Annotated in this window: 13 protein-coding genes; 12 read left to right on the top strand and 1 reads right to left on the bottom strand. The window is 26.4% G+C overall.

What is annotated here, in order from left to right:
* The gene (locus tag C4S77_RS01530; protein WP_105245559.1) at positions 1 to 1,341 is read left to right on the top strand and encodes a quinol:cytochrome C oxidoreductase; all 1,341 of its coding nucleotides are present in this window, start codon (positions 1 to 3) and stop codon (positions 1,339 to 1,341) included.
* A gap of 182 nt (positions 1,342 to 1,523) precedes the next feature.
* Complete coding sequence (locus C4S77_RS01525) at positions 1,524 to 2,123, top strand: hypothetical protein (protein ID WP_260209295.1); 600 nt, start codon at positions 1,524 to 1,526, stop codon at positions 2,121 to 2,123.
* Positions 2,124 to 2,230: 107 nt separating this feature from the next.
* Here the strand turns inward: C4S77_RS01525 and der are convergent, their stop codons facing one another.
* A complete protein-coding gene (der, locus tag C4S77_RS01520) occupies positions 2,231 to 3,538 on the bottom strand; it encodes a ribosome biogenesis GTPase Der (protein ID WP_105245557.1) in 1,308 nt (435 codons plus the stop codon).
* A gap of 156 nt (positions 3,539 to 3,694) precedes the next feature.
* Here der and C4S77_RS01515 point away from each other — a divergent pair, with 156 nt between their 5' ends.
* From C4S77_RS01515 to C4S77_RS01470, 10 genes are read left to right on the top strand one after another with little or no spacing between them, the layout of a single operon-like run.
* The gene (locus C4S77_RS01515) at positions 3,695 to 4,189 is read left to right on the top strand and encodes an acyl-CoA thioesterase (protein ID WP_105245555.1); all 495 of its coding nucleotides are present in this window, start codon (positions 3,695 to 3,697) and stop codon (positions 4,187 to 4,189) included.
* Positions 4,190 to 4,192: 3 nt separating this feature from the next.
* Positions 4,193 to 4,747, top strand: a complete 555-nt coding sequence (rfbC, locus tag C4S77_RS01510; protein ID WP_105245553.1) for a dTDP-4-dehydrorhamnose 3,5-epimerase — start codon at positions 4,193 to 4,195, stop codon at positions 4,745 to 4,747.
* Positions 4,744 to 5,604: a dTDP-4-dehydrorhamnose reductase gene (gene rfbD, locus C4S77_RS01505; protein ID WP_105245551.1), complete on the top strand. Its 861-nt coding sequence runs from the start codon at positions 4,744 to 4,746 to the stop codon at positions 5,602 to 5,604. Before rfbC ends, rfbD begins: the two co-directional genes overlap by 4 nt.
* Positions 5,562 to 6,656, top strand: coding sequence for an acyltransferase family protein (locus C4S77_RS01500; RefSeq protein WP_105245549.1), 1,095 nt, complete (start codon positions 5,562 to 5,564; stop codon positions 6,654 to 6,656). Before rfbD ends, C4S77_RS01500 begins: the two co-directional genes overlap by 43 nt.
* On the top strand, positions 6,656 to 7,975 hold the full coding sequence (locus C4S77_RS01495) for a flippase (RefSeq protein ID WP_105245547.1): 1,320 nt from the start codon (positions 6,656 to 6,658) through the stop codon (positions 7,973 to 7,975). Before C4S77_RS01500 ends, C4S77_RS01495 begins: the two co-directional genes overlap by 1 nt.
* Complete coding sequence (glf, locus tag C4S77_RS01490) at positions 7,972 to 9,066, top strand: UDP-galactopyranose mutase (RefSeq protein WP_105245545.1); 1,095 nt, start codon at positions 7,972 to 7,974, stop codon at positions 9,064 to 9,066. The genes C4S77_RS01495 and glf overlap by 4 nt, the downstream gene beginning before the upstream one ends.
* A gap of 12 nt (positions 9,067 to 9,078) precedes the next feature.
* Positions 9,079 to 9,984, top strand: a complete 906-nt coding sequence (locus tag C4S77_RS01485; RefSeq protein WP_181042770.1) for a glycosyltransferase family 2 protein — start codon at positions 9,079 to 9,081, stop codon at positions 9,982 to 9,984.
* Positions 9,981 to 11,423: an O-antigen ligase family protein gene (locus C4S77_RS01480; protein ID WP_105245541.1), complete on the top strand. Its 1,443-nt coding sequence runs from the start codon at positions 9,981 to 9,983 to the stop codon at positions 11,421 to 11,423. The genes C4S77_RS01485 and C4S77_RS01480 overlap by 4 nt, the downstream gene beginning before the upstream one ends.
* Positions 11,424 to 11,454: 31 nt before the next feature.
* The gene (locus C4S77_RS01475) at positions 11,455 to 12,303 is read left to right on the top strand and encodes a glycosyltransferase (protein ID WP_105245539.1); all 849 of its coding nucleotides are present in this window, start codon (positions 11,455 to 11,457) and stop codon (positions 12,301 to 12,303) included.
* Positions 12,304 to 12,320: 17 nt separating this feature from the next.
* Entirely contained in the window at positions 12,321 to 13,313 is a 993-nt protein-coding gene (locus C4S77_RS01470) for a glycosyltransferase family 2 protein (protein ID WP_105245537.1), read from the top strand.

The raw sequence follows: 13,313 nt of genomic DNA, 5'->3' as shown, positions 1-13,313 counted from the left end.
ATGAGATATCAATTTTCATCTAGGCTTAAATTAATTTCTTTAATATTAGTTATTATAGGATTGATAACTTTTGGTGTAGGATATTATCAAAATGATCACATAGATATAAAGGAAATAGAAACAATTTTACATAATAATGAGAAAATAGCAAACTCACAACCTATGAACTCTGCCTATATGCATGATAAACCTCTTTCTCAAGAGCATATTAATCATGCTTTAGATCAAGTTCATAATAGGCCTTGGGCAGCAATATTTATACCTTTAATGTTGTTTTTTGGAATATCTGCTACTGCATTATTTTTCAATGCTATTCAGCATGCAGGACATGCAGGATGGTCAATAGTAATAATACGTGTAATGGAAGGTATAGCTTCTTATTTACCGGTTGGAGGAATATTAATGTTATTTTTTATAATACTTTCTTCATATGGAGGTGAACATGGAGGCTTAAATCATCTGTATCATTGGATGGATCCTTCTTTAACCGATCAATCTTCTCCACATTATGATTTACTGATAAAATCTAAAGAACCTTTCTTAAACAGACCTTCTTTTGTTATTCGTACATTGATTTATATCTCAGGATGTATATTCTTTTTATATAAGATCAAATCTTTGACAAAAAAACTAGATGAAACCAAATTATTTTCAGATAATCAAAAAGTTTATAATTGGAGTGTAGGATTTATTGTTTTCTTTGCCTTAGCCTCTGCATGTTGGGCTTGGGATTGGTTAATGTCTATAGACCCTCATTGGTATTCTACATTATATATGTGGTATGCTATGATAAGTTGTTTGGTTTCATCGATAGCAGTAATGATTATTATTTCTGTTTATTTAAATAAAAAAGGAAATTTGCCGGCTTTTAATAATAATCATTTACATGATTTAGCTAAATTTTTATTTGGATTTAGTTTATTATGGTCATATTTATGGTTTTGTCAATATATGCTTTATTGGTATGCAGATGTACCCGAAGAAACCGTTTATTTTTTTGGCAGATACAAATTATATAGTGAAACCTATTTTACTATGTTAATTCCTAATTTGGTTCTCCCTTTCTTAATCCTGGTAAGCAGTAAAGTAAAAAGAAGTTTCGTTATTGTTCCGATAATGGCAGTGATAGTAATTCTTGGACATTATATGGATTTCTTTAATATTATAATGCCAGGTACAGTAGGTGCATATTGGAATTTTGGATTATTAGAAATAGGTTCGTTTTTATTTATATTAGGGTTATTTATTTATACAGTTATGTACTCTATTAGTAAATTAAATCTTGAAGCTAAAGGAAATCCTTATTATCATGAAAGTGAAATTTTTGAATATCCTTTTTAAAAGGTGAAATAATATTTAAATTTTATTTTACAAAAGAGGCTATAGATTTTCTATAGCCTCTTTTATTTTTATAAAAATTAAAATTCAATCAAATATTTATCTTATATATATTTATTAATTGTATATTTGTATCCTATTATGATATAAATATACAATTAATACAATTAAAAATATATAATATTATGATTAAAAGTAAATTATCTTTACTGTTTGCTTCTTTGTTTTTTATAAGTTGCTTAAATTTTGCACATTCACAAATTCAAGAAGGTAACATTATGTGGGGTGGTTCCTTTACTAATATGGATTTTGGTTTGAAAAAGGGACAGTCTTGGAACATTGGGATTACACCAAAAGCAGGCTATTTTATTAAAAATAATTTAGCAGTAGGTGGTTATGGCAAAGTTAATATTAGTAAACAAGGAACCGGAAGTACAACCAAAACAGAATATGGTGTAGGTGCGTTTGGTCGTTACTATGCTAGTAATAAAGATATAAATAATTTATTAAAGCATGGTCGTTTCTTCTTGGAAGCTAATGCAGGTTTTGAAGGCTCTAGTCAAAAACATGAGCCTACAACCAATGGATTTGGATTTGGATTTGGTCCGGGTTACTCCTATTTTATAACTTCTAATGTGGGATTAGAAGCATTGGTTAAGTATGAAGGGCTTACCGGTGGAGGAAACACTGGATATCAACATGATATTACTTTTGCAATAGGATTGCAGGTTTATATTCCATCTTCAAGAGTCAAAAATGCTGTACAAAATCCCAATCAATTATAATTAAGTTTTAAATTATTAATAAAAAGAATTACTTTGTATTTCATGAATAGTCAGAATATTTTTTTCTGACTATTTTTTTTTTGAAATTTTTTCAAGAACGTATGAGCTTATTTTTGCCTAAAATACACTTCAATAGGAACACCTGTAAAATCAAAATTTTTACGTAGTTGATTTTCAATAAATCTTTTATAAGGTTCTTTTATATATTGAGGTAAATTTGCAAAAAAAGCAAATTGAGGTGTATGAGTTGGAAGTTGTGTACAATATTTAATTTTTATATATTTTCCTTTTATACTTGGAGGGGGAGTTGCTTCTATAATAGGAAGCATGATTTCATTTAATTTGCTTGTTTTTATCTTTCTATTTCTATTCTCATAAACTCTCATAATATATTCAACAGTTTTATAAACTCTTTGTTTAGTTAAAGCTGACACGAAAATAATAGGTACATCTGTGAATGGGGCTATTTTTGTTCTAATATTATGCTCGAAATGTTTTAATGTGTTAGTTTCTTTTGATACTAAATCCCATTTATTGACTACAATTACAATTCCTTTTCTAGATTTTTGAGCTAAATATAAAATATTCATATCTTGTTTTTCCCATCCTTGTGTAGCATCTACCAATAATACTACTACATCTGAATCTTCAATGGAACGTATTGAACGCATAACAGAATAAAATTCAATGTTTTCATTAACTTTTGTTTTTTTACGTATCCCTGCGGTGTCAATTAAAACAAATTTGTATCCGAATTTATCATATAGAGTTTCTATACTATCTCTCGTCGTTCCTGAAATATCAGTCACTATATTTCTTTCGTTTTCTAATAAAGCATTAGTTAAAGTAGATTTTCCAACATTTGGCCTTCCAACAATAGTAACTCTAGGCAATCCCTCAAAAGGATCAACGTAATTTTCATCTTTAAAAATGTTAACAATATCATCTAATAAATCGCCTGTGCCACTTCCGGTCATACCTGCAATTGTATAATATTTATCAAACCCAAGGCTATAAAATTCCAAAGCATCGTTTTCCAGCATAGCATTATCTACTTTATTCACTACTAGAAAAACAGGTTTTGTTGTTCTTCTTAATAAATTGGCTACTTCATAATCCATATCTGTAACTCCTTCTGTCACATCTACTAAAAAAACAATAGCAGAGGCTTCTTCGATAGCAAGTTGAACCTGTTTTCGTATTTCTCCTTCAAAAATGTCTTCAGATCCTGTAATATATCCTCCGGTATCTATAACAGTAAAATCTATACCATTCCAGTCACTTTTACCATAATGGCGATCACGAGTAACACCGGATATACTGTCAACTATAGCTTCTTTTTTTTGTAACAATCGGTTAAATAAAGTGGATTTTCCCACATTAGGTCTACCTACAAGTGCTATGATATTCGCCATATTCAAAAATTTATGCAAATGTAAAGAAAAAGTATAAGATTGATTGTAAATTCCTTAGTGTCTACTATTGTGGGGGATAAGATTTATAGGGGAAAATGCATAAAGTAATTTAATAAAAAACAATTAACTTTGTTATATTTTAAATTTTAAATAAACATGATAAAAGAACCGGAATCTGGACACAGAGTAAGATTTATGGATTGTGATCCTATTGGGCATTTATCTAATATACGATATTTCGATTATATGTTAGATGCTAGGGAGGATCATTGTCTGGAAAATTATCAGATTGATAATTTTGCTCAATCAAAAAAAACAGGACGTTTATGGGTAGCTTTACAGAACCAAATTGCTTATATCAAAGAAGTGAAATTTAATCAATTTGTAAAAATATCCAGTAAAATTATTAAATTTACAGACAAAACAAATACTGTGGAAATTTTAATGTATAATGAAAATAAAACAATAGTACATGCTGTTTTATGGACTACGTTAATATATTTTAATTTAACTACCCGAAAATCAGAAGATCAACCGGAAGAATTTTTAAATCTATTTCAAAATGTATGTGTAGATATACCAGAAGAACTTTTTGAAGATAGAGTCATGAGTCTAAGATCGTGGAATAAACAGAATCTATCCAAGCATTAGTATATGAATGTTACTGAAACTAAATTAAAAGGTTGTTTTATTCTTGAACCGCAAATTTATAGTGATTCCAGAGGTTATTTCATGGAAACTTTTAATCTAGAAAAATTTACAGAAAAAATTGGTTATAAACCTAATTTTGTTCAAGATAATTTATCGGTTTCTACATACGGAGTAATTAGAGGATTACATCAACAATTACCACCATTTGCTCAGTCTAAATTAGTTTATGTATTAGAAGGAAAAGTTTTAGATGTAGCAGTAGACGTTCGTAGAGGATCTCATACTTTTGGACAATTTATATCTATAGAACTATCATCAGAAAATAATAAACAATTATTTATTCCTAAAGGATTTTTACATGGTTTTTCTGTATTGTCTGAAAGAGTAATTTTTGCGTATAAGTGTGAAGGTTTTTATCATAAAGAGAGTGAATTTGGAATTAATCCTTTGGATAAGACTCTTAATATAGATTGGAAGATTAAAAAAGGAAAAGAAGTAATATCAGAAAAAGATAAGCAAGCCATTTCTTTTAATGAATTAAACCCAGTTTCTTTATGAAAAAGATATTAGTTACAGGAGGAGATGGTCAATTAGGTCTTTCTTTAAAACAAAAGATAAAAGAAAAACCACCAGTTAATTGCTCGTTTGTTTTTACAGATGTTCAAGAATTAGATATTATGGATGAAATATTTGTAAAAACTTATTTCTTTTCTAATAAATTTGATTATGTAATCAACTGTGCTGCCTATACTGCGGTGGATAAAGCAGAAACAGATACTGATAATGCAAAAAAATTAAATGCAGATGCGGTTAAATATTTAGCTAAATCTTGTTCATCCCAAAAGGCTACATTAATTCATATTTCAACAGATTATGTATTTTCGGGTGAAGAGCCTTTTCCCAGAAAAGAAGATGATCCTACACATCCGTTAGGGATATATGGGAAAACAAAATTAGAAGGAGAAGTAAATGCTTTACAATATAATTCCAGATCTTATATAATAAGAACTGCATGGCTTTATTCTCCTTATGGTAATAATTTTGTAAAAACTATGCTGAAATTATTTAAAGAAAAAGATCAAATTAATGTAATAGAAGACCAATTAGGATCTCCTACAAATGCATTGGATTTAGCTGAAGCGATATTAACTATTATTCAGAATGATATAGGTTCTTATGGAATTTATCATTATTCAAATGAAGGGGAATGTAGTTGGTTTCAGTTTGCAGAAGAAATAAAAAAACTAAGTAAATCCAATATAAAAATTAATCCAGTACCCACTTCAGAATATCCTACTCCGGCAAAACGACCTAAATATAGTTTATTGGATAAAACTAAAATCAAATCTACTTTTGGAATTTCTATTCCTGAATGGAAAGAGAGCTTAAGAGGAATATTTCAACAATATATATGAGACAAAATGTAGATTACATAAGCTACATGAAGTGTATTTTACTTTTGGGCATGTTGTTTGGACATGTGCTTGTTTTTGTTTATGAAAAAGACTTAGATTTAGTCACACATAGGGGTACTAAATATTTTATTATAGCTATATTGGCAGAATATTTTCATTTAATAACATTTTCAGGGTATTTTTTTTGTTTTGGGTATTTATGTAATTTGGTTTATTTTAATTCAGAAGATTTAAAAAAAACTAGAAACAAAATATTAAATAGTTCTTGGAGGATGTTAGTAGGGTTCTATATTTCTGCTTTTTCTTTTAAAATATTAGTTTATCCTGGAATTAATTGGGAAATAAGTCAAGAAAATATAATTAATATATTAATATTAAAAGATATCCCAGGTTTTTCAGAATTTTTAATATCTTATTTTGCTTTAATGATATTAATTTATCTTTTTTTTCCGATTTTTAAAAATATATTCGGAATAAGGGGTATATTCCTTTTATTACTTTCTTTATTTTTATTTGTTTTATCATATATAGTACCTTATGATAAAATAGATTCAAGATTAGGTTTATATATAGGTTCTACAAAATTCAGTTCATTCCCTGTTCTATTATATTTTCCTTATTATTTATTAGGGGGATATTTTTCGCAGAATAAAAAAAATATATTAAATAATAGATGGCTAGTAAGCTTATTGGCTTTAGGTACAATTATATATCTGAATTATATTTACATTTATGGTATTTCTCCCTCACGATTTCCTCCTAGTTTTATATGGTTGATAGGAGGACTGTTATTTGTATATATATATTTTTTTATATGTTTTTATTTTGATAAATGGATCTCAAAAATAAATTGTTTAAAAAGGTTATCTAATTTTATGATAGAATTAGGTCAAAATACTTTTTATTATTTAATATTAAGTAATATTTTTCTTTTTGCTTATGGACGAATATTTAGTAAACAAGGGCTAACATTTACATTAATTATATTTTTGATAATAATATTAGTGCCATATTATTTATTAAAAATCGCAAGACCTCTAAAAAGGAATTAATGAGTAAAGGAAAAATATTAAAAAATGTAGCATCTTTGGGAATTGTTCAGGTAGCAAATCTTATTTTACCATTAATTTCTATTCCTGTTATTTCTAGAATTATAGGCCCTGAGAAGTTTGGGGTTGTAAATTATGCCGCTACATTTGTAGGGTATTTTACCCTACTTATAGATTATGGATTTAATTTTACAGCTACACGAAAAATTTCCCAAAATCCTGAAAATAAAGAATTACGAAATTTAGTTTTTAGTGAAGTAATTTATGCAAAAATATTTTTATTTATTATTTCCGTTTTTTTATTTTTAATAGCTTTATACTATGTGGAGCCATTGTATTTAGAAAAAAAAGTTGCAATATTTACATTTTTAACTTGCATAGCTACTGTTTTTACTCAAAATTGGTTTTTTCAGGCAATGCAAGATTTATCAAATGTAGCGTTATTAAATTTTTTATCTAAACTTTTGTTTACTGTATTTGTATTACTATTGGTAAGACATAGGTATGATTATATTTGGATACCTTTACTAACAAGTTTAGTAACAGTTTTAGTTAGTTTTATTTCTTATTATTGGGGAATAAAAAAATATCGAATTAAATTAATTTCAGTTAGCTTTAAAAGAATAATAATAATATTAAAAGAAGAAAACTTAATATTTTTTTCAACTGTTGTAATAAGTTTGTATACTACCACAAATGTAGTAATACTAGGGATGTTACAGTCACAGGAAGATGTTGGGTTTTATACAGCAGCACAGAAATTGATAATAATAGTGATGGGAGTAATTAATATGCCATTAGCGCAGGCTTTTTACCCATTTATAGGGAATGCTTTTGGAGAGAGTAAAGAAAAGGGAATTCAGACAGTTCATAAATTATTGCCAATAATTGTTATTTTTACAATTTTAGTAGGTTTAGGAATGTTAATTTTTGGTTCTTTAGGTATAAAGATGCTTTATGGAAAGCAGTTTCTACCATCGATTTCAGTTTTTAACATTTTAATTATTATACCTTTACTAGTAGGATTAAGCAATATTTTTGGGATACAAATTATGATGAATCTCAAGATGGATAAAATATTTTTTTATATTACAAGTGGAGGATCTATTTTAGGAATTCTATTAAACGTAATAATGACACATTGGTTAGGGTATATTGGTACAGCATGGAATTGGGTATTAGTTGAATGTTATATTACTATAACTATGTATTTAGTACTAAGGAAAAAAGGTTTGAATCCGATTGATTGGAAACAGTTTAGATTTTCAGAATTGAAACAGTATAGTACTTCTATCATTAATAAAATTAAGAAAAGAAAATGAAGAAATATTTAATAGTTGGAGCTGGTTTTTCCGGAGCAGTAGTGGCAGAAAGGCTAGCAGCTAAAGAAGATTGTAAAATAATGGTTATTGATGAAAGGAAGCATATAGGGGGGAATTGTTATTCCGAAAGAGATAAAAATACTGATGTTATGGTTCATGCTTATGGTCCACATATTTTTAACACTAGTAATAAGGAAGTATGGGATTATATTAATCAATTCTGTGAAATGATTCCTTTTATAAACAGGGTTAAAACTATATATAAAGATCAGGTATATTCAATGCCAATAAATTTGCATACCATAAATCAGTTTTTTCAAAAAAGATTATCCCCTAAGGAAGCGGAAGAATTTATTAGAGAAATTTCAAATAAGGATATTGAGAATCCTCAAAATTTTGAGGAGCAGGCAATGAAATTTATTGGTAAAGATTTATATAAAGCTTTTTTTTATGGATATACAAAAAAACAATGGGGATGTGAGCCTTCAGAATTACCAGCTTCTATTTTAAAACGTTTACCTGTACGGTTTAATTACGATGATAATTATTACTCTAATATTTATCAGGGAATTCCTAAAGATGGATATACTGCTATTTTTGAAAAAATGTTATCACATCCTAATATAGAAATTAGACTTAATACTAGATTTGACTCTGGTTTTGATATTGATAAATATAGTCATATTTATTATACTGGTCCAATAGATGCTTTTTTTAATTTTAAATATGGAAGGTTAAGTTATAGAACTGTATATTTTGAACGTGGTGAAGATCTAGGTGATTACCAAGGGAATGCTGTAATTAACTATGCAGATGCGAAAACTCCCTATACTCGTATCCATGAGCATAAACATTTTACTCCTTGGGAAAAGCATGAAAAGACTGTTTTTTTTAAAGAATATAGTAAAGAAACAAATGAAGGAGAAGATCCTTATTATCCAAAAAGATTAAAAGATGATATGTGTAAACTAGAAAAATATCAAAAAAATGTTTATAAATTAACTAATTTTACTTTTTTAGGTAGATTAGCTACCTATAGATATTTAAATATGGATCAGGTAATTGAAGAAGCTTTAAAATTATTTGATTAAGATATGAAAATAGTGGCAGTAGTAGTTACATTTAATCGATTGATTTTGTTAAAAGAGTGTATTAAAGCTCTTCGAAGTCAATCAATCGCACCAGATTCCATATTGATTATAAATAATGGTAGCACAGATGGAACTTTAGATTGGCTTGGAGAACAAAAGGATTTGGAAGTTATAAATCAGAAAAATTGTGGAGGATCAGGAGGGTTTTATAAAGGGCTTAAATTAGGATATGAAAAAGGATTTGATTGGGTATGGGTAATGGATGATGATACTATTGTTGATAAATATGCTTTAGAAAATCTTTTACAAACAAATAAAATAAAAACAGATAAAAAAATTGGATTTATATCCAGTAAAATTTTATGGGTAGATAATACACCAAATTTACCAAGTTTACCATTTGTTGATAGTAGATTAGAGAAAAATGATATTCCGTTTAATTATTATGATGATAAAAATAGTTTAGTGATAAAAGCAGGAACTTTTTTGTCTATGCTGATTAACAGAGAAGCCATAGAGAAGGTAGGATTACCTTATAAAGAATTTTTTATTTGGTGGGATGATATTGAATATTCACATAGGATATATGAAAATAATTTTATAGGACTTTATTCAATGAAAAGTATTGCTTTTCATAAGACACATACAAATAATATTGAAAATATAATAAATGCGGATGAAAAAGGATTATGGAAGTATAAATACGGTTTGAGAAATGAAATGTTTTTTTATAAAAAAAGAAATATAAAAAAATATTTAAAATATTGGATGAAAAATATAATTACAATGCCGTTTTATATATTGGTGCATTCAAATAAATCAAAATTTAGAAGAATATTTATTGTTTATTCTGCTTATTTTAGTTCAATATTTTTCAATCCTAAAATAATTTATGTTAATAAAAAAGTAAAATTATGAATGGTGAAGTTTTTAAAATTATAATATTTATTTTTTTTGTATTTTATGCCTTTACAATTTTTTTAGTAAAAGACATTACTAAAGTTAAATTAACTATTTTTGGATTAATTTTTTTTGATTTAGGTATCACTATTTTACCTGTTTTTAATCCGCTTGATAGATTATGGTTTTTAGCATTATTTCTATCAGCATTATTAAAATATAAGCAGTTAAAGTATGAATTTATACGAAATCCATATATATGTACAATAATTATATTTAGTGTAGTATTTATATTTCTATCATTTTTTGATCATAGAATGTCTTTTACGAGAAATTTACTGAGAGCTTTTTTATATATAGTTGATTATTTTGGCATATTCTTATTATTGGGATTATTTATTAAAAGTAGAAAAGATTTAATTGAAGTCTTAAAATTTTTTTATTATTGCATGATTGTTTGTGCATTTTATGGACTAATAGTTTTATTATGGAGAAATAATTACTATTATAATTTTTTTAGTAATTTATATAATGTTTATAATGTTTCAACTGATTTTTTAGAAAGGAAACGGCTAGGTGTTTCTTCATTTATCCCTCATCCTCATACTAATGGATTATATTTAAGTTTTGCTATTTTAGTAAGAATGTTTTTGAATAATTTTTCTAATTGGAAATTTTCGAAATGGAATGTCTTTGTTTTAATACTAATGATAGTGGTTCAGATACTTTCAAATTCAAGAGCAGCTTATATAGGTTTTATTATTGGGTTAATTACTTATAGTATTTTGGGAATTAGAAATAGATCTAAACTTAGATTATATTTATTAATATTGCTTGTTTATATACCTTCAATATGTTTATTTGTACATATTCCATCGAACAGAATTATTAACGTATACGCTATTTCCACAATTTTTGAAGAAAATGTATCTAAGGAAACACCGACTAAGATTGAAAATAAATTGACTAAAGAAGAACAGAAAGATGAAATATATTTGGAAGAAAAAGTAGATGGAAGTACTTTTGATATGAGGAAAAGACAATTAATACTATCTATAGGGTTAGTGAAAGATAAAATTTTTGTAGGAAATGGCTTAAGATGGTTAAAAGAAGAATTTGGTTTTAATCCTAACGACAAAAATTACAAAATGACTGATGGGTATTATAATTTTGAAAGTTTTCTATATATTGTTCTTGTAGAAAGTGGAATTTTAGGATTATTAATGTGGTTTTTATTTTATGGGAAAGTAATTTATTATAATACAAAGGAAATAATATCATTAAAAAATAATGTGAGTGTAATACAAATTTCATCTTTATGTTTAGCATTATTTTTCATATATTTAACTTTTATATATATAACAGGAGAAATACATACTACTCCAATGGCATTAGGATTAATCGCTATTTTAACAAAAGGAATAAGTTTAGTAAAAGTGGATACGGATATTATTTAATGAAGAAATAGAGTAATAGATATATAATTTTATGAGCATAAGTATTTGTGGAGTAGTTATCTTATACAATCCTAATATAGATAAAGTTATACAAAATATATCATCATATTTAGATGAAATAGAGTTATTATATGTTATAGACAATTCAATAAAGGATAATTCAATATTTTTTGTATATAACAAAAAAATAAAATATATTTTTAATTACGAGAATTTAGGTATTTCAAAAGCATTAAATATTGCTTGTAAGTTAGCTGTTGAAAGAAAATTTAAATGGATTTTAACGATGGATCAAGATAGTTCATTTAAACAAGGGGATTTGAATAAAATGATTGATTTATCAAAAAATGTATCTGAAGATGTATTTATCATTTCTCCAGAATATCTGCCATATCAATTAAAAGAGATTCCAGAATTTGAATATGCCAAATGGGCTATAACAAGTGGACAATTGTTGAATTTGAAATTTTTTAAGAAGTTAGGGTTATTTAATGAAGATTATTTTATAGATCAGGTAGATTTTGAATATAGCTTAAGAGGGAGAAGGGCGGGATTTAAAATTATTAAATCAAATTTAATAATTTTAAATCATGAATTAGGATATCCTCAGCAAATTAAAATACCATTTCTAAAAAAGCGTATAACTACTAGTAATCATAATGCATTAAGAAAATATTATTTTATAAGAAACTTTTTATACTTAAAACAAGAATATAAAAAAAATTTCCCTCAGTTATTTAAAGAAGAATCATATATGCTTTTTAAGATTATACTAAAGACAATCTTTTTAGAAAAAGATAAAAAAAATAAAATAAATATGATGCTGAAAGGATATTTTGACTTTAAAAGGGGGGTGAAAGGAAAATATGTAGAAAAATAGTTGCAAGCTATATTTGAATGAACAAAGTATATATAATATTATTGAATTTTAATGGACATTCGGATACTATTGAATGTTTAGAAAGTCTTTTTAAGATTAATTATTCTAATTATCAAATTATAATTATAGACAATAGTAATACATTAGACTCAGTTACTCATATTATAGACTGGATTCAAAAGGGAGAGAGTGAATTAGAAACTTATTTTTCAGCTTTAGTATATCCATTAGTAAAAAAACCTCTTGATTTTGTATTTTTATCAGAGGATACTTTTACTTCAAAAAAGTATGATAATAAATTACTGATAGTTAAAGCAAAAAAAAATAAAGGTTTTTCCGCAGGCAATAATATAGCTTTAAGATATATTTTAAAGTATGGTGAAAAAAACTCATTTTCTTGGTTGCTTAATAATGACACAGTTGTTTTAAAAAATACATTAAGAGAATTAATAGCATATTATACTAAATCAAAGAAAAAATTGGGAATATTAGGAGCTAAGTTGGTTTGTTATAATAAGCCTAATAGAGTACAGGCAATAGGTGGAAAATTTAGTAAGTTGTTTTACATGCCTTTTCTTATAGGAGAAGGTATAGGGATAAATCAAGTAATCTCCAATGTTGATATAGATTATGCTATAGGAGCATCATTATTCGTCTCTAGTGAATTTCTTCATAATGTTGGTATACTTTCAGAAGATTATTTTTTATATTATGAAGAATTAGATTGGTCTTATAGAGCTAGTCTTTTAGGATGGAAAACAGACTTGTGCTTTGATGCAATTGTTTATCATAAAGAAGGCAAGAGTATAGGTACTTCTTCTGATCATAAAAAAAGAAGTTTATTCTCTCAATATCATATGTTTAGAAGTAGAAGAATATTTTGTAGTAAATATTATAAAATATCATTTAAGTTTTATCTTTCTACAATCTTAATAAGTTTAAATAGACTTAGACATTTAAACTTTTCAGAATTTAAAATAGTTATAAATTCTTTACGAAAGACCCCATAA

The sequence above is a fragment of the Apibacter adventoris genome, assembly GCF_002964975.1.
Taxonomy (GTDB): Bacteria; Bacteroidota; Bacteroidia; order Flavobacteriales; family Weeksellaceae; genus Apibacter; species Apibacter adventoris.
The sequence above is the reverse complement of the archived record's forward strand: the minus strand, read 5'-3'. Positions and strand labels throughout refer to the sequence as shown.

Excerpts from the sequence above, each read along its gene's own strand:
- C4S77_RS01515 (WP_105245555.1), top strand. The coding sequence starts at position 3,695 with ATGATAAAAGAACCGGAATCTGGACACAGAGTAAGATTTATGGATTGT.
- der (WP_105245557.1), bottom strand. The coding sequence starts at position 3,538 with ATGGCGAATATCATAGCACTTGTAGGTAGACCTAATGTGGGAAAATCC.
- C4S77_RS01470 (WP_105245537.1), top strand. The coding sequence starts at position 12,321 with ATGAACAAAGTATATATAATATTATTGAATTTTAATGGACATTCGGAT.
- C4S77_RS01480 (WP_105245541.1), top strand. The coding sequence starts at position 9,981 with ATGAATGGTGAAGTTTTTAAAATTATAATATTTATTTTTTTTGTATTT.
- glf (WP_105245545.1), top strand. The coding sequence starts at position 7,972 with ATGAAGAAATATTTAATAGTTGGAGCTGGTTTTTCCGGAGCAGTAGTG.
- rfbC (WP_105245553.1), top strand. The coding sequence starts at position 4,193 with ATGAATGTTACTGAAACTAAATTAAAAGGTTGTTTTATTCTTGAACCG.
- C4S77_RS01530 (WP_105245559.1), top strand. The coding sequence starts at position 1 with ATGAGATATCAATTTTCATCTAGGCTTAAATTAATTTCTTTAATATTA.
- C4S77_RS01495 (WP_105245547.1), top strand. The coding sequence starts at position 6,656 with ATGAGTAAAGGAAAAATATTAAAAAATGTAGCATCTTTGGGAATTGTT.
- C4S77_RS01525 (WP_260209295.1), top strand. The coding sequence starts at position 1,524 with ATGATTAAAAGTAAATTATCTTTACTGTTTGCTTCTTTGTTTTTTATA.
- rfbD (WP_105245551.1), top strand. The coding sequence starts at position 4,744 with ATGAAAAAGATATTAGTTACAGGAGGAGATGGTCAATTAGGTCTTTCT.
- C4S77_RS01500 (WP_105245549.1), top strand. The coding sequence starts at position 5,562 with ATGGAAAGAGAGCTTAAGAGGAATATTTCAACAATATATATGAGACAA.
- C4S77_RS01475 (WP_105245539.1), top strand. The coding sequence starts at position 11,455 with ATGAGCATAAGTATTTGTGGAGTAGTTATCTTATACAATCCTAATATA.